Raw genomic sequence first — 15,994 nt, 5'->3', positions numbered from 1 at the left:
GAGAGCATGACACTAGAAATCAACGCCAGTGCAGCCGTTGAGAAGCCGTCGGGAGGAATCTCCAAGAAGGGCCTGAGCGCCGGCTCGGTCGGGCTGGTCGGGGCCGTCGTCATCGGTATCTCCTGCATCGCCCCGGCGTACACCCTGACCGGGGCTCTTGGCCCGACGGTCGCCGAAGTGGGATTGCAGTTGCCGGCTATCTTCGTCGCCGGGTTCATCCCCATGTTGCTCGTGGCCCTGGGCTACCGGGAACTCAACAAGGCCATGCCGGACAGCGGTACGAGCTTCACCTGGGCGACGCGAGCCTTCGGCCCGTGGATCGGCTGGATGGCCGGTTGGGGGCTCATCGCCGCGACCGTGGTGGTGCTCAGCAACCTGGCTGGCATCGCCGTTGACTTCTTCTACCTGATGCTCTCGCAGATCTTCGGAAACAGCGCCGAAATCGCCGGGCTCGCCGGCAATCCCTGGATCAACGTTGGCACCTGCCTGGTGTTCATCTTCGCTGCCACCTGGATCAGTTATCGCGACATGCAGACCACGCAAAAGGTGCAGTACTGGCTGGTCGGATTTCAGCTGATCGTGCTGGTGGGTTTTGGTGTCATGGCATTCATCCACATCGCCAACGGATCAGCCTTCGACCCGACTCCGGTGTCGCTGTCGTGGTTTGACCCCTTTGCCGTTAGCTCATTCTCGGCTTTCGCGGCCGGACTGAGCCTGTCGATCTTCATCTTCTGGGGCTGGGACGTCACCCTGACCATGTCGGAGGAAACCAAGGGCTCCCGCTCGACGCCGGGCCGCGCCGCGACCCTCACCGTGATCATCGTTATGGTGCTCTACCTGTTCGTCGCCATTGCCGCTATCTCCTTCGCGGGTGTCGGCGGCGTCGGTGTGGGCCTGGGCAATCCCGAGATTCAGGGCAACGTCTTCTTCGCTCTGGCGGGACCGGCGCTCGGCCCGTTCGCCGTACTCATGTCGATCGCCGTGCTTTCCAGCTCCGCAGCGTCGCTGCAGTCCACCTTCGTGTCACCGGCCCGAACCCTGCTCGCGATGGGCCACTACGGCGCGCTGCCGCCGGCCTACGCCAAGGTCAGCCCGCGATTCTTCACCCCCGGGTATGCGACCATCGCCTCCGCAGTTGTTGCCGCCGGCTTCTACACGATCATGCGTTTCGTCAGCGAAGACGTGCTCTGGGATACCATCACGACCCTCGGCATGATGATCTGCTTCTACTACGGTCTGACCGCGTTCGCCTGCGTCTGGTACTTTCGCCGGCAGTGGTTCGCCACCGTGCGGAACGCCTTTTTCACTTTCGTGTTTCCACTGGTCGGCGGCATCATTCTGACGGTGCTGTTCTGCACCACCCTCATCGACAGCATGGACCCGAACTACGGCAGCGGCTCCGAGATCTTTGGACTTGGTCTGGTCTTCGTGCTCGGTATGGCGATTCTGCTCATCGGCGTCGTCATCATGCTCGTGCAGTCACGGGTGCGACCGGCCTTCTTCCGCGGCGAGACGCTCAGCCTGGCCGCACCGCGCTACGGCGAGATCGAGCACGAGCTCGAGCGGGAGCGCGAGCGCGAGGACTAACCGAGAGCCGTGCGTAAGGCTCAGCATCCGCTTACCGAAAGCGGATGCTGCGCCCGTCACGGCCATCGCGCGCACGGTCAATCCGCGGGAGGACGAATCGTGTAGCGGGGGGCTACTCGCGTTCCATGAAGTCCATGCCAACTCGCATGAATGCTCAGTTTCTGCGGTGTCAGCTACCGCTGTCTCATCCTGATGAATGCCTAGTTTTGGTAGTCGTCGTGCGGCTGGGCCGATCTCGGGTCGTCCCCACGTCGTTGGTCGAGCTTGTCGAGACCGCCATCTCGTGACGTGCGGCTGTGTGCGGTGCCGGCCATCGGGGTGGTGAGCTGGTGTGGGTCGGGCCCAACCTGCTCGTACATGAGTGGGTTCTTGCTGGGGAGGGCGATCAGGGTTTGATTGGGGTCGATGTCGGTGGGGGATTGTAGCCAGTGGTGGCCGCCGCGGAGCAGGATCTTCCAGTGTTGGTTGTGGAGGAGCAGGTGGTGGTGGGCGCAGAGCAGTATGGCCTGGTCGATTTTGGATAGTCCCAGGTCAGCCCAGTTTTCGATGTGGTGTGTCTCGGTCCAGGCGGGTGGTCGGTCGCAGCCCGGCCAACGGCATCCGCCGTCACGCACGGCGAGGGCTCTTCGTTGTTCCCGGTTGAAGAGGCGTTGCTCGCGTCCCATATTGAGGGGTTGCCCGGTCTGATTGAATAGGATTCCGAGGTAGCCGGTGTCGCAGAGGTGCCCGGCCTCGATGCGGCTGAGGCCGGTGGCGTGCTGCACCATCAGCGTGGGATTACCAAACCCGTGCCGGGCCGACAGCCCGGACTGGCCCAGCTGCGGCCGCGACCGCTCGGCGATCGTGCCAGCCAGCCGCGCCGCCGCCGTGTTCGTCAACCGCAGCAACGCGGCGATCGGACCCCGCGCGGCGAGCACCTCCGCATCGCTCAAACCGGCGAACTCAGCACTGGAATCGCCCAAAGCGGCCACAGCGACCGCCGTCCGGGTGAGCTCCAACGCCAGGTCGTTCATGATTCAACTCAACACCCGACCACCGACATTCCCGAGGAAAAATCATGCCACAAGCACTAAACCCAACAAATCCACCAAAGAAAACCCAAAAGAATGTTTGCCGGGGTGACGATAGCCGAATGATGGCCCTGTTGGAGGCTTCGCCGAGGTGAAAAACGACAAATGAGTCGACCGCCGCACCGACCGGAGGCAACCTCGACGCTGAGCTGCCGGAGCGGTTGGGCAGATCTTTCTCGAGGCGCTGAATTGTGCGCGTATGGCTACGGAAATGGACTCTGCGAACTCCCTGAGTACGCTGGAGACCATGGTCGAGGCAACGAAGTCACATCCCTCAGAGTCTGATGCGTCGCGCGCATGGTTGATCGGTGGAGCATTGTTGCTCGCTACGGTGGTTATCGGCGTCGCGCAGCCCGCGCTGTCCCTGATTCCGCTCGGCGGGAGCATCAGGCCAGCACTCTTCTCCGCGGCTTTGCTCGTGTTCGCCTTCGGTATCGGCGGATCGGGCAGCGTAACGGCCCGTCGTCCCCTCGGGACCATCGCCCTGACAGCGCTGGCCGCGTGGCTGCTGCTCGGGTCGGTGCTGGATATCATCATCGCTTCCGAGTTTTCCAACGACTCCCTGCCAGCTGGGCTGATGGCGTTTGGCTACGTCGACTCTTGTGTGAAATTCGCGCTGGCGCTCGTGGCGGTTGTGCAAATCGGTCGCACCGGCGTGGTGCCGGCACCGTTCACGTGGGTGCCGGCGTGGGTCGTCGGTGCAGCATCCGTTTCGTGGCTGTTGATGCAGGTCGTAGCCGTTGGCAGCACGCAGGGCTTCGGGCTCGTGACCGTGGGGCTGATGAGCGTGGACGCTCTTCTGCGCGTCGGCGGCACGGTTCTGCTCGGAGCGCTCGCGATCATGCTGGCGGATCGGGCGAGTCGGGTGTCGTTCAGGGCTGCCGAGGTGGTCGTTCGCCAATAACGAGTAGCCAGCCGCAATCAGGCGTGAGTTATGGCGGCGAGGTCAGCCAGCGGCACGATGCCTTCAGCTTTGGCGGCGAGGGCCGGGTTGACGGTGACGAGGGCGTCTGCTTGCAGCAGCGTAACCGCGAGGTACTCGGCCTCGAACGTCGAATCCCAGCCGTGATCGCGGGCGATCCGCCAGGCGGTGCGACGTGAGACCCGGTCCCCGAGCAGCCGCATCTTCAGCTCGGTGAGGCGCTCGTGTTGCTCAACTGCCTGCGCATCGGTGAGGTCACCGGCGCGCACGGCAGTCAACAGCAGGGCAAGCGCCTGCGAGCGGATGACGCTGGGCGCGACTATCTGGTGGCTCTCGTCGATTCGTAAACCGGTCGAAACAAGATGCAGCAGTGTTGAAGCGTCGATCACATAGCGGGTCATGACGTTGAGGATATCCTCGCGCGTCAGACCAAGGCGCGTTGAAGTTTCAACACGCTGTCGAAGATGGTTGACTCTGACCCATCGGGAGCGGCGATCGGGCGTTCGACCAGGCCCTGAGCGAGCACGGTCCACTCGGCACGATCGAGACTCTCGTTGTCGTGGAACAGCGCCGTGAGTACGTCCTGAGCTGTTGGCAGGTCGGCGTCATCGTGCGTGTGTTCGCCCTGGTCCGTTCGGTGCTCGTTGGCGTGAAGGTCGGCGTCCTCGTGCGCGGCCAGCCAGTGCGGGGCGCCCGAATGGCCGACGATGAGCAGAAGCCCCCCTGGCGCGACCGCGGCGGCGGCCCGGCGCAGGATTGCCTCCCGTGGAAGCTCGACAAAAGAGTGCAGAAAGGTGGACGTGACCAGGTCATAGGTGCCGGGCGGAGTCCAGTCGGCGAGGTCTGCGGCCACCCAGGTCACGTCGTCCTCGGGGCCCTGGGCCGCAGCACCGATGGCCAAGGCCGTCGGTGAGATATCGACTGCGGTCACGCTCCAGCCATTGTGTGCCAGCCACAGTGCGTCGCCGCCTTCGCCGCTGCCGATGTCGAGGGCTGTTCCCGGGGCAACTCCCGCAATCTCGCGTTCGAGAGCGGCGTTGACGTTACCGCTCCAGGACTTGCCGTTCTCCCGGTATCGGTTCTCCCAGTATTCGGCCGGGGTGGGTGCTGACTGATTCACTGGGCAACCTTCGTTCGGATAAGTGTGTCGATCAATTTTCCCGGACCGGTCGCCGGTAGGCAAATTCGGGGGAGCCCCAGCGAGAGGTGCTTAACGGGCGGGTTACTTCGCGGCCAGAAGGCGCTCTACCCGGGGCTTGACCTCGGTGGCGAGCAGGGTGATGGACTCGAGCAGGTGCTCCTGGGGGAGTCCGCCGTGGTCGCCCTGCAGAAAGTGACGCATGTGGCCGAGGTGCCCGTGCAGCGCGACGATGCGTTCCGCTACGTCGTCGGGGTCGCCCACGAAGTAGGCGCTGGGGGCGTCGACCTGCGCCAGATAGGAACTGCGTTGCGGGGCTGGCCAGCCCCGCAACCGACCCATCTCCACGTTGAGGTTGACCCACCCCGGATACATCCGCTCGACGGCTTCCTTCTTGGTCGGGGCCACCAGACCGAAGGTCGCGACGGAGACCTTGATGTTGTCGCCGGTGTAGCCGGCCTGTTTGGCTGACTGCCGGTAGAGGTTGGCGAGGGGCGCGAACCGGTGCGGTTGTCCGCCGATGATGGCGTAGGCGAGGGGCAGCCCGAGCCGTCCGGCGCGGGCCGATGACGGCGCGCTGCCGCCGGTCGCGATCCAGATCGGCAGGGAACCCTGCACCGGGCGCGGCACGACGTCGAGCTGGGGGATCGACGGCCGTTCGGTCCCCGACCAGGTCACGTTCTCGGTGGCGCTGTTGTTGAGCGTGAGCAGCAGGTCGAGCTTCTGGGCGTAGAGCTCGTCGTAGTCATTCAATTCGTAGCCGAACAGCGGAAAGGTTTCGACCGAGGAGCCGCGGCCGGCGGTGATCTCGATGCGGCCACCGCCAGAAATCGCATCGGCGGTGGCGAACTGCTGAAAGACCCGCACCGGGTCATCCGTTCCGATGATGCTCGCCGCGCTGCCCAGTTTAATGCGCGTCGTCGCGGCCGCGGCGGCGGCAATGATCGCACCGGGCGATGAAGCTGGCATCGAAAGGGTGTGATGTTCACCGATTCCGAAGTAGTCGAGTCCGGCCTTATCGGCCAGCACGATAGCGTCGAACAGGTTTTTGATGGCCTCCGCGGTGGAGCGCGAGCTGCCATCGGGGTTGAGCTGGGTGTCGCCGAAGCTGTAGGCGCCGATTTCCAAGGTGTTCTCCATTTGCGGGGGTGATTTAGGCGGCGTCCGCAAGCGGACTAGCCTTCTGAATGAGCGAGACCAGTTGGTTCGCGGTGTGGCTACCGGTGAAGATTTCGGTGGCCGGCTGAAAAGAGCGGCCGGCGGCCAGCGATCCGGCATCGACGACGTCGTAGCCGAGGCGGTCGATGAAGTTCGCGACGAAGCTCTTGGCCTCGGCGTCGTCGCCGGCGAGCGCGAGTGCCCGTCGTGTCGCATTCTCGGCTGCGGGTTGGCTGGTCGCGATGCGCACCCGGTAGCCGGCTTTCACGGCCTGCCGAGCCAGGGCCGTTCCTACCCGCCCGGCTCCCAGAATGCCAATGGTGATGGCGTGCTGACTTCTCATGGCCTGACTCCCGTCAAATTATGATGTTCTACAGATCATATGCTTGAAAGATTATCTATGCAACAGCAGTGTCTGGGATAGGATGGCCTGCATGACTACCGAATCGATGCTGCCGGCCACGGTGCCGGGAGACCTCGGGTGGAACCTCGCGATGGTTCTGCGTGGCTATCAGCGTCAGCTGGAAACCGCGGTCGAGGGGCTGCCAGGGGGAGTGCGCTGCTATCAGGTGCTGTCCACCGTCATCCACCGCGACCTGCCGTCCCAGCAGGCCATCGGAGCTCACCTGGCCATCGATCGCACTGTGCTCACCTACCTGCTCGACACAATGGTGAAGGCCAGGCTCGTGGAACGCATTCCCGATCCGAGTGATCGCAGGGCCCGAAAGATTCGAGCCACAACAGAGGGCGTGAGTGTTCTCGTCCGCTACGAGCGGCGCGTGGCCGACGTGGAAACCAGCATCCTCTCGGCAATGGCAGCGGATGACGCCCGCCGGCTCGCGGGGCTCCTCGGCGCGCTCGCTACGAGCGTGCACCGGGCCGACCCCACAGCCAGTCCGTGCGAGGCAGCCGAGTCGCTCACCGAGTAGCAGGATTCCGGCCGCGCCGGCTAGGCGAGCTGGTGGCGCTTGCTGCCGAGTATCCGGCCGGTCTCGCGCACGGTGAGGTAGATCAGAGCTGCGAGCAGCACGAAGGCCCAGTCGGTGAAGCCGAGTGGCCCGGTCGAGAACAGCACGTTGACGAATGGCACGTACACGATCACGAACATCACGCTCAGGCCGAAGGCGCAGGCGAGCCAGAAGGTGGGGTTGGCGAACTGGTAGCGGCTGAACACACCCTGTTCGCTGCGGCGCTGGATGATGTTGACCAGCTGGCAGACCAGAATCGTGACGTAGGTCATGGTGGTGGCCTGGGCCACGATCGTGGCGGTGAGCGGGCCATCGAGCGGGTCAGTGAACGGGTCGACGCCGGCCCGGGCATAGAACAGCAGGTAGTTGCCAATCGCCAGCAGGCCAATCAGGGACCCGGAATAGACCACGTCGCGGATGCTGCGCCGGTTGACGATGTGCGATTTCGGATCGCGCGGCCCACGCTTCATAATCCGGCCCGATTCCGGGTCTTTGCCGAGCGCGGCGATGGGCAACAACTCGCCGAGTAGGTCGATGGCCAGAATCTGCAGCACGTTCAGGGCGAGGGGAACGCCGGCGATCGTGGCCAGGAGCAGGCTCACGATGTTGACGACCAGCTCGGCGACATTCGACGTGAGACAGGCGAGCACACCCTTTGCGATGTTCGCGTAGATCACCCGGCCCTTCTCGATCGCCCCGACGAGGGTGGAGAAGCTGTCGTCGAGCAGCACGATCTCGGCCGCTTCCTTGGCGACATCCGTGCCCGACGCTCCCATCGCGACACCGATGCTGGCGTGACGCAGAGCCGGTGCATCGTTGATGCCGTCGCCGGTGACGGCGACGACGTGACCGGACTTCTTCACCAGGTCAACGATGCGGGTCTTGTCTTCGGGGTCGACCCGGCTGAACACGGTGTAGCCCTTGAGAGCGTGGGCGAGTACGTCATCGTCGGGCATCTTGCGCAGTTCGTCGGCCGTGACGACGGTCAGCTGGTCCGTGCTGTTTAGGCCGGCCTGCTTGGCTATGGCCTCGGCAGTGCGGGAGAAATCACCCGTAATGATGTTCACCCGGATTTGCGCGTTCAGGGCGGTGCGCATGGCGTCCGGTACCGATTCGCGAATTGGGTCGACCATCGATACCAGACCGAGCAGCACGAGATCGCGTTCGACGGTCTGCGGGTCGACCGCCTCGGCATCCGCTGGGGTGACGGTACGGGTGGCGAAGGCGAGGTTGCGCAAGCAGCGGTCGGACTTTTCGGCGTGCCGGTCGAGAAAGGCCGCACGATCGGCGTCGGTAATGGCCCGCAGTGCGCCGCCGTCGTCGATGTGCGAGCAGCGTTGCACGACGCTCTCCGGAGCACCCTTCACGTACGCGACGAGCGTGCCGTCCGGGCGCTCACGAATGGAGGTCATGAGTTTGCGGGCGGAGTCGAACGGAAACTCCCGCACTTCGCGCTCAGTCGTGGCGAGGTCGACCCCGGCCTTGGCGGCGACCGTGACGAGCGCGCCTTCGGTGGGGTCGCCGAGGATGTGCCATCCGGCATGGGAGTCGTCGGGGGCGAGCAACCGGGCATTGCTCGCGAGAAAACCGGTGCGCAGAAACGCCGTGAGACGCGCCAGATCAGCGGATGTTGCGCCCGGGTCGGCGAATCCAGTCGCGTTGGTGCTCCCCACCCGCTCAATGCTTCCCTCTGGCGCATAGCCGATGCCGTTCACGACGTAGTCGCGGCCGGCCACGACCAGTTCGGTGACCGTCATCTCGTTCTTGGTGAGGGTTCCGGTCTTGTCGGTGCAGATGACCTCGGTGGCGCCGAGGGTTTCGACGGCACTGAGCCGTTTGACCAGGGCCTGCCGCTGCGCGAGCGCCCCGGCCGCCTGGGCGAGGGCCGTGTTCACCTCGGCCGGCAGCCCCTGCGGAATCACGGCGCTCGCAAACCCCACCGCGAACAAGAGCGCCTCATGGAACGGCAGGTTCGCCTGAACGGCGACGACCAGCAGCACCAGGGCGAAGGCCACCGCGACGTAGGTGATGTTGCGGGCGAGGTAGCCCATCTCGCGCTGCAACGGGCTCACCGTGCGCGGCGCCGACTGGGTGAGTCGGGCGATTCGCCCGAGCTCGGTGTGGGTTCCGGTCGCCACGACGATACCGATCGCCTCACCCGTCGCCACGGTGGTTCCGGCGTGCGCGGTGTTGTGCCGCTCCGCAACCCCGACCTCGGTCATGATGGCGTGGGTGTACTTGCGGGTGGGATCGCTCTCGCCGGTGAGGGCGAATTCGTTGGTCGAGAACGCGGTCGCCTCAATCAAGCGGATGTCGGCCGGCACCGCCGCGCCCTCCTCCAGGCGCACGACATCCCCAACGACGAGCTCAGTTGAGTCCACTTGGCTAAACACATTTTCGCGCAGCACCTGGGTGAGTGACTGTGCAAGGTGCTGCAGGGCCTCCATGGTCTTGCCCGCGCGATATTCCTGCACGAACCCGATGGAGGTGTTCAGCAGCACCAGCAGCACGAGCACACCCGAGGTCAGCGTGTCACCGAGATAGCCGGTGATCGCCGCGCAGGCGAGGAGTAGCACGATCATCCAGTCCTTGAACTGGCGCAGATACCGCAGCAGCATCGACTCCTGCTGCACCTGCACGATCACGTTGTCGCCGTAGCTGGCCCGGTGAACGAGCACCTCCGCACTCGTCAGGCCGGAGCGTCGCGCTGCGAACCGCGCCAGAACCTCCGATTCGGAGGACCGATAGGCGTCACCGGCGTCGACTGCTGCGGCGACAGCGTCGGCGTGCGGGAGCACGAGGCCGTCGCCGACCGCTCTGGTTCTCTCCTGCATGCGAACTCCCTGGGTCAGCGGGTGCGCACTGTGCGAGACTCGCCTGTCTTAGGCGAGCCTATCGAGAGCCGGCACCGGCCGTGCAGCCGAGGACTATTCTTCGAAGCTGTTCACCATTGCGAAGGCGGCGCGCTCCAAATAATCCCAGAGGATGCCTCGCTGCAGCGGCGGCAGATTGGCCGCGTCCACGGCCACTTTCATGTGGGCGAGCCACCGGTCGCGCGCATCCGGGTTGACCTTGAACGGTTGGTGTCGTTGGCGCAGGCGCGGATGACCACGCTGTTCGCTGTAGGTACCTGGACCGCCCCAGAACTGCTCCAGGAACATCACCAGGCGGTGTTCGGCCGGACCGAGGTCTTCTTCGGGGTACATCGGCTTCAAGACCGGGTCGGTGGCCACGCCAACGTAGAAGTCGTGCACGAGTTTCTCGAAGAAGGTCGTTCCACCGACTTCCTGAAAGAACGTCGGCACCGCGGCGGGACCGTTTTCGCCCTCGCGCAGGTGGACGGCGGCCGGGGAGGACGGCTGGTCGGTCGGGTGTCGTTCAGAGGTCACGTGGTGCAGCTTTCTTCTGTGGATGGGTCCCGTGGTTTACTCCTGCGGGACAGGGTCAGTCATCACTGCCGTCATTGCCTTCACTACGAGTGTCGGGGTCGGGCGTCTTCATCGGGGCTGGTTCGTTCTTGGGCTTGCGCGGCCCGCGGGGCTTCCGCACGGCGACGGGACCGGTGCGTGCCACGGCGACCACGGCGGGCACTGCCGCCGCAGCCTCCTCGGCGGCATCGAGGGCGCCCTCGGCCGGACCCACCGTTGAGTTGTCGAGCGTTCCGTCGCCGGTGGTCATGACCACGCTGTTGAGCGGAGTGAGCGGCACGCCCATGCCATCGAGGGCCTTCTTGAGGTGGAGGCGCAGGTCGCGGGCGAAGTCCCATTGGGCGGAGACCCGGGTCTTGACCACGAGCCGGGTGACGAGGGCTTCAGCCGTGATCGACTCCAGGCCCCAGATCTCCGGCTTCTCGAGAATGAATGCACGCCACTTGCGACTGGAAGACAGGGCGCTGGCCACGCGCAGGAGCTCATCTTGCACCGCCTCCACGTCGGAGCTGTAGGGGATGGCGAGGTCGATGATGACGCGGGCCCAACCCTGAGACATGTTGCCGACTCGCAGAATTTCACCGTTGCGTACGAACCAGAGTGTGCCGTCGATATCGCGGATCTGGGTGATGCGAATACCGACCGTTTCGACGACACCGGATGCGAATCCCACGTCGACGACGTCACCCACCCCGATCTGGTCTTCGACGACCATGAACAGTCCGTTGAGAATGTCCTTTACGATGTTTTGAGCTCCGAAACCAAGGCCTGCACCGATCGCCGCGCTGATCAACGCGAACGATCCCAGAATGTCTTTGTTCAGGGTGGTGACGATCAGCAGAAGCGCGGTGACCAGAATGAACACGTTCACGATGTTCGCCAGCACGGCGCCGAGCGTGCGGGAACGCTGCACCACGCGTACGGCGGCCATCGGCGAGACGTTCAGGGCCTGGGTGTCGTCAACCTTCTGGGTTTTCTTGACTCCGGAGACGATTTGCTGCACGACGCGCCGAATGACGAATTGCAGCGCCCAGCGCAGGGCAAAAGATACGACGATGATCGCCGTGACGGCAAAAAGTTTGCCCCCGAAATCGGCCCATGGAATATTGGCTATGTTGGTACCGACCCCGGCCCAGAAAGTTTCCCAGTTCATATCAAACCCAGTCTACCGAGGGGCGTCGGCGGCACCCGTGAAGCGACTCCGGCAGGGTTCAGCTGGCCCCGAACCGTGGGTGGTGCAAGCCGGTGTTCGCACCGCGGGCAGGGGCATCCTCTCTGTTTGCGTGGAGTTTGCTGTGTGAACAGTGGCGCAGCGAGAACCCCGCCACCGACCTGAGGCCGATTGCGGGGTTCTCGGGATGTGCGCTTCCCGCGAACTATTCGGCGTCGCGCGCCTGCACCCGGAGCGCGCGCTCGACTCCGGCCAGGTTTTCGACCACCAGGCGGCGCAGGGCGGCCGGTTCGGGGTTCGCGTCGAGCCAGGCTTTCGTCGCGTCGGCGAGGACCTGGTTGTTCAGCGGTGTCGGGTAGAGGCCGATCACGAGCTTTTCGCCGATCGAGAAGCTGCGCGCTTCCCACACCCGTTGCAGCATCTCGAAGTAGGTCGCGACGAACGGCTCGAGCAGCGCCGAGTCGTTCACCCGCAGGAACCCGGTGGCCGTCGTGCGCACGATGGTCGTCGCGGCCGTGTCGACGTCGATGAGTGACGACCAAGCGGCGAGCTTGCCCTCTGCGGTGGGCAGGGCGGCCCTGGCCAGGGCAGCCGACTGTGCGCCGGTCGCCGTGTTGTCGGCCGCGAGGGCCTCGTCGATCTCAGCGGCGTCGGCGCGCCCACCGGCCACGAGGGCGGTGAGCAGTTCCCAGGCCAGGTCGGTGTCGACGGTCAGGCCATCGAGCACGGTGCTGCCCGAGCGCAGCGCCGCCACGTTCTCAAGCTGCCCGGGGGTGGCTGCGACGGAGGCGAAGAACTTCACGAATTGGAACTGGGCATCGCTGCCGGCCGCCGCGCTCTGCGCGAGCGTCCAGAGTGCGTCGGCGACCTCGGTTGTGATGGCCTCGCGGTGCGGCTTCGCCACGTAGTAGCTCGCGGTGAGCACGACCTGGCCGAGCACGGTGCGCAGCGTGGTCGACTCGGTTTCGGTGGCGACATTGTTCAGCACCAGACGCACGAAGTCGCGGGCCGTGGTTTCGGCGTCGCGGGTGGCGTCCCACACCGAACCCCAGACCAGGGCACGCGCCAACGGGCTCTCGATCGCGGCGAGGTTCTGCAGTGCGCAGGCCTCAGAATCTGCGTCGAGTCGTACCTTGGCGTAGCTGAGATCGTCGTCGTTGAGCAGGATCAGGTCGGCGCGGGTGTGGCCAACGAGGGAGGGAACATCCGTTCGCTCGCCGTCAACGTCGAGCTCCACCCGGTGGGTACGTACGAGCTTCTGCTCGTCGGTGAAGGTGTAGAAACCGATGGCGAGGCGGTGCGGGCGAATTGTGGGGTAGTCGGCTGCCGCGCTCTGCAGCACCGCAAAGCCGGTGATAATTCCGGCGTCGTCAACGGTGATATCGGGGCGCAGCGTGTTCACCCCTGCCGTTTCCAGCCACAGTTTGGCCCAGTCGCCGAGGTCACGGCCGCTGGCGGCTTCCAGCTCCACGAGCAGGTCACGCAGCTCGGTGTTACCCCACTGGTGCTTCTGAAAGTACGATCCGACGCCGGTGAAGAAGGCGTCAATACCGACCCAGGCGGCGAGCTGCTTGAGTACAGAACCACCCTTGGCGTAGGTGATGCCGTCGAAGTTGACGAGCACGTCGTCGAGGTCGCGGATGGTGGCGACGACCGGGTGGGTCGAGGGAAGCTGGTCCTGCTTGTAGGCCCAGCTCTTTTCCATGACGGCGAAGGTGGTCCAGGCTTCGTGCCACTCGGTGGCCTCTGCGGTGGCAATGGTCGACGCCCACTCGGCGAAGCTTTCGTTCAGCCACAGGTCGTTCCACCAGGTCATGGTGACGAGGTCGCCGAACCACATGTGGGCGAGTTCGTGCAAAATGGTGACGACGCGGCGTTCCTTGATGGCATCGGTCACCTTGGAACGAAAGATGTAGGTTTCGGTGAAGGTGACCGCGCCGGCGTTTTCCATGGCGCCGGCGTTGAACTCCGGCACGAACAGCTGGTCGTACTTGTCGAACGGGTAGGCGTAGCCGAACTTCTCCTCGTAGTAGGCGAAGCCCTGACGGGTTTTCTCGAAAATGTAGTCGGCGTCGAGGTGTCGGCTAAGGCTCTTGCGGCTGAACAGTCCGAGCGGAATGGTGCGGCCGTCGCTCGAGGTCAGTTCGCTGCGCGTGACCGCGTAGGGCCCGGCGATCAGGGCGGTGATGTAGCTGGAGATGGTGTGGGTCGGCGCAAACGCCCAAGTGCTGGCACCGTTGCCGGCATCCGTCGGTTCCGGCGTTGTGGAGTTGGAGACGACCTGCCACTCGCTCGGCGCCGTGACGGTGAAGGAGAACTTTGCCTTGAGGTCGGGCTGCTCGAACACCGCGAACACGCGTCGGGAGTCGGGCACCTCGAACTGGCTGTACAGGTAGACCTCGTTGTCGACCGGGTCGACGAAACGGTGCAGGCCCTCGCCGGTGTTGGTGTAGAGCGCATCCGCGACGACGACCAGCTCGTTGTCGGCCTGCAGGTCATCAAGTTGAATGCGGATGCCGTCACTCACGACGGCCGCGTCGAGCGCGGCACCGTTGAGGGTCACCGAGTGAACGGAGGCCGTGATGGCGTCAATGAACGTCGACGCTCCGGGGGTGGCGGTGAAGTTGACCGTGGTCGTGCTGCCAAACGTGGTCGGGCCGGCGGTGAGGTCGAGCACAACGTTGTAGCTCGCTACGCGAACGAGCGCTGCGCGCTCGTTCGCTTCGATGCGGGTGAGGTTTTCTCCAGGCAACTTAGTTCTCCAATTCGATGCACGATTCGATTCGCAATTCATTTCGCGATTGCAAAGCTCTGGCACTCGTGGCGCCAGCGCACCACGCCAGCCTAACGATGATTACGATGGGGGCCTCGGCGTGAACCCGATGCGACCGTCGTCGTGTTCCACGTCGGGGTGCTCGTTCGGCTTGCGGAGGCCGAGGGCGTCAGATTCAATTCCGCCATCATCGCGCTGGCTGCGAGCGCTGAGCCTTCAGCGGGAATGGTCGGTGTGCTCGGACTCGTCGTGACCGTTGTCCGCTGGTGTCGGCGGTGGTGTCGGCCCGCTCACGCTGAAGGCGGCGAATTCGCGTGTCATCACCGCACCATGAAGTGGAACGTAGCTACCTTCGTGCGGCCCATCGTTCGGCTCCTCATCGGGCTGCCAGCGCGGGGTATCACCGCTGCGGGTGCCCAGAAGCCGGCGGGTGAGAGATTCGCCCGCCGAGAGCAGGTCGTCGAGGGCTACGCGCAGGTCGTCGTCGTCGACGGTGGCGGCGCGCAGGGCGGCGCGCAGCACGGCGCGTCGAATGAGCTCCTTCGCAAAGGACCCGGTCACGCCCTCCGAGCGCAGGGCAGCCGCGTCGAGGGCTTCGGGAGTGAAGGGGAGCTCTCCTGCGTAGCGCCGAAATAACCGCTCGCGTTCGGCCAGCTCTGGCAACGGCACTTCGACGGCGAGATCGACCCGGCCTGGCCGTTCGGCGAGGGCTCGTTCGAGTACTTCCACCCGGTTCGTGGTCATGACGAACGCCACATCGGCGTCACCGTCGAGCCCGTCGAGGGCGTCGAGCACCTCGAACAAGAGCGGCTGCGGTGTCGCATTGCGCTGCATGGCGACCAGATCAATGTCTTCCAGCACAACAATGGACGGCGCGAAGGTGCGGGCGATCTCGGCGGCAGCGGCAATGTGCACGATACTGGACCCGGTGAGCAGCACGGCAGTAATGCCCGGCGTCTCGCTCAGCAGGTGGCGCACGGTGAGGGTCTTGCCGGTGCCGGGAGGACCGTAGAGCAGTACCCCGCGCTTGAGGTGCTGCCCGGCGGCGAGCAAAGCCTGGCGCTGCTCACCGATTCCGATGACGTGGTCGGTAATGGTGCCGAGGATTCCCTCGGGCAGTACGACGGCAGCCGACGGTACGACCGGACGTTCCAGGAACGTGATTCCGGCCCCTGACCCGTATTCGGTTTGCACGAACGACAATACCTGGCCGCGCAGCACGCTGTGCTCGATCATGAGCTTGCGCAGGTGTTTCAAGAAAGCGGTGACGGTGTGCGCTGAGACGGCCATGATCTCGAGTTCGGCCGTGCCCCGCCCGAATTGCAGGTTCGCTGAGCGTTGCAGCACAGCGATCGGCTGGCCGTCAAAGCGGATGAGTCTCACGCCGAACGAGACCACCTGACGGGTCGAGGACGGCCCGGTGGCCCTGGCCGAGTAGTCCACGGGTCCGGGGCCAAACCCCTGAAAGGGGCTGGCCACGAGCTCGGACAGGCTCGAATGAAAACGCTGCTGTCCACCGGAAACACCGAGCAGGCTGGCCGGATCGGGGCCGGCCAGAGTAGTCAGCGCCACGTCGGCGTCGACCAGGCGATGATCCGCGAGTGTCTCGGACACGACCGGCAACGTCGACGCGTTGGCATCGAGGAAGGCGCTGATCACGTCGCCGAGCGGTGAGAGCCGGGACCGGGTATGGTCATCCGCTTGTGACACGACGCGGTCCATGAAGCTCTTGAAGGAACGCACGAATTCTCGATCAAACGTGTTCTCGGTCATGGCGTG

General features: G+C 64.7%; 13 protein-coding genes. 3 read left to right on the top strand and 10 right to left on the bottom strand.

The features are described from left to right. Positions 1-6: 6 nt before the first annotated feature. Positions 7-1,587, top strand: a complete 1,581-nt coding sequence (locus QMK31_RS02630; RefSeq protein ID WP_283499375.1) for an APC family permease — start codon at positions 7-9, stop codon at positions 1,585-1,587. A 200-nt stretch (positions 1,588-1,787) separates the two neighbouring features. Here QMK31_RS02630 and QMK31_RS02625 read toward each other — a convergent pair whose 3' ends face one another. Next, on the bottom strand, positions 1,788-2,600 hold the full coding sequence (locus QMK31_RS02625) for a hypothetical protein (protein ID WP_283499374.1): 813 nt from the start codon (positions 2,598-2,600) through the stop codon (positions 1,788-1,790). A 268-nt stretch (positions 2,601-2,868) separates the two neighbouring features. On the opposite strand from QMK31_RS02625, the gene QMK31_RS02620 reads away from it, so the two are divergent. Next, positions 2,869-3,561: a hypothetical protein gene (locus QMK31_RS02620; RefSeq protein WP_283499373.1), complete on the top strand. Its 693-nt coding sequence runs from the start codon at positions 2,869-2,871 to the stop codon at positions 3,559-3,561. 17 nt (positions 3,562-3,578) lie between these two features. On the opposite strand, the gene QMK31_RS02615 is transcribed toward QMK31_RS02620, so the two are convergent. The 4 genes from QMK31_RS02615 to QMK31_RS02600 all read right to left on the bottom strand — a co-directional run bounded on the left by QMK31_RS02615 (position 3,579) and on the right by QMK31_RS02600 (position 6,218). Continuing rightward, positions 3,579-3,980, bottom strand: coding sequence for a type II toxin-antitoxin system VapC family toxin (locus QMK31_RS02615; protein ID WP_283499372.1), 402 nt, complete (start codon positions 3,978-3,980; stop codon positions 3,579-3,581). A gap of 23 nt (positions 3,981-4,003) precedes the next feature. Further along, positions 4,004-4,699 (bottom strand): class I SAM-dependent methyltransferase, encoded by a 696-nt coding sequence (locus QMK31_RS02610; RefSeq protein WP_283499371.1) that lies wholly within the window; start codon positions 4,697-4,699, stop codon positions 4,004-4,006. A 102-nt stretch (positions 4,700-4,801) separates the two neighbouring features. Next, a complete protein-coding gene (locus tag QMK31_RS02605) occupies positions 4,802-5,857 on the bottom strand; it encodes an LLM class flavin-dependent oxidoreductase (RefSeq protein WP_283499370.1) in 1,056 nt (351 codons plus the stop codon). A 13-nt stretch (positions 5,858-5,870) separates the two neighbouring features. After that, positions 5,871-6,218 carry an NAD(P)-binding domain-containing protein gene (locus QMK31_RS02600; RefSeq protein ID WP_283499369.1) on the bottom strand — a complete coding sequence of 116 codons (348 nt, stop codon included), beginning with the start codon at positions 6,216-6,218 and terminating at the stop codon, positions 5,871-5,873. Positions 6,219-6,309: 91 nt separating this feature from the next. Between QMK31_RS02600 and QMK31_RS02595 the strand changes: the two genes are divergently transcribed. Continuing rightward, positions 6,310-6,804 carry a MarR family winged helix-turn-helix transcriptional regulator gene (locus QMK31_RS02595; RefSeq protein WP_283499368.1) on the top strand — a complete coding sequence of 165 codons (495 nt, stop codon included), beginning with the start codon at positions 6,310-6,312 and terminating at the stop codon, positions 6,802-6,804. 20 nt (positions 6,805-6,824) lie between these two features. Here QMK31_RS02595 and QMK31_RS02590 read toward each other — a convergent pair whose 3' ends face one another. The 5 genes from QMK31_RS02590 to QMK31_RS02570 form a co-directional block, all read right to left on the bottom strand. Next, the gene (locus QMK31_RS02590; RefSeq protein WP_283499367.1) at positions 6,825-9,677 is read right to left on the bottom strand and encodes a cation-translocating P-type ATPase; all 2,853 of its coding nucleotides are present in this window, start codon (positions 9,675-9,677) and stop codon (positions 6,825-6,827) included. 93 nt (positions 9,678-9,770) lie between these two features. Next, positions 9,771-10,148 (bottom strand): globin, encoded by a 378-nt coding sequence (locus QMK31_RS02585; RefSeq protein ID WP_502852465.1) that lies wholly within the window; start codon positions 10,146-10,148, stop codon positions 9,771-9,773. Between the two features lie 139 nt (positions 10,149-10,287). Beyond that, positions 10,288-11,424, bottom strand: coding sequence for a mechanosensitive ion channel family protein (locus tag QMK31_RS02580; protein ID WP_283499366.1), 1,137 nt, complete (start codon positions 11,422-11,424; stop codon positions 10,288-10,290). A 223-nt stretch (positions 11,425-11,647) separates the two neighbouring features. Next, positions 11,648-14,194 carry an aminopeptidase N gene (gene pepN, locus QMK31_RS02575; RefSeq protein ID WP_283499365.1) on the bottom strand — a complete coding sequence of 849 codons (2,547 nt, stop codon included), beginning with the start codon at positions 14,192-14,194 and terminating at the stop codon, positions 11,648-11,650. A 237-nt stretch (positions 14,195-14,431) separates the two neighbouring features. Further along, the gene (locus tag QMK31_RS02570) at positions 14,432-15,988 is read right to left on the bottom strand and encodes an AAA family ATPase (RefSeq protein ID WP_283499364.1); all 1,557 of its coding nucleotides are present in this window, start codon (positions 15,986-15,988) and stop codon (positions 14,432-14,434) included. Positions 15,989-15,994: the final 6 nt, after the last annotated feature.

This window comes from Cryobacterium sp. PH31-O1 (assembly GCF_030063455.1).
Classification (GTDB): Bacteria; Actinomycetota; Actinomycetes; order Actinomycetales; family Microbacteriaceae; genus Cryobacterium.
This window is presented reverse-complemented; position numbering and strand designations above follow the sequence as displayed.

What these genes read in the sequence shown, in the direction of transcription:
- QMK31_RS02630 (WP_283499375.1), top strand. Translation starts at nt 7, where the DNA reads ATGACACTAGAAATCAACGCCAGTGCAGCCGTTGAGAAGCCGTCGGGA.
- QMK31_RS02625 (WP_283499374.1), bottom strand. Translation starts at nt 2,600, where the DNA reads ATGAACGACCTGGCGTTGGAGCTCACCCGGACGGCGGTCGCTGTGGCC.
- QMK31_RS02620 (WP_283499373.1), top strand. Translation starts at nt 2,869, where the DNA reads ATGGACTCTGCGAACTCCCTGAGTACGCTGGAGACCATGGTCGAGGCA.
- QMK31_RS02615 (WP_283499372.1), bottom strand. Translation starts at nt 3,980, where the DNA reads ATGACCCGCTATGTGATCGACGCTTCAACACTGCTGCATCTTGTTTCG.
- QMK31_RS02605 (WP_283499370.1), bottom strand. Translation starts at nt 5,857, where the DNA reads ATGGAGAACACCTTGGAAATCGGCGCCTACAGCTTCGGCGACACCCAG.
- QMK31_RS02600 (WP_283499369.1), bottom strand. Translation starts at nt 6,218, where the DNA reads ATGAGAAGTCAGCACGCCATCACCATTGGCATTCTGGGAGCCGGGCGG.
- QMK31_RS02595 (WP_283499368.1), top strand. Translation starts at nt 6,310, where the DNA reads ATGACTACCGAATCGATGCTGCCGGCCACGGTGCCGGGAGACCTCGGG.
- QMK31_RS02590 (WP_283499367.1), bottom strand. Translation starts at nt 9,677, where the DNA reads ATGCAGGAGAGAACCAGAGCGGTCGGCGACGGCCTCGTGCTCCCGCAC.
- QMK31_RS02580 (WP_283499366.1), bottom strand. Translation starts at nt 11,424, where the DNA reads ATGAACTGGGAAACTTTCTGGGCCGGGGTCGGTACCAACATAGCCAAT.
- QMK31_RS02570 (WP_283499364.1), bottom strand. Translation starts at nt 15,988, where the DNA reads ATGACCGAGAACACGTTTGATCGAGAATTCGTGCGTTCCTTCAAGAGC.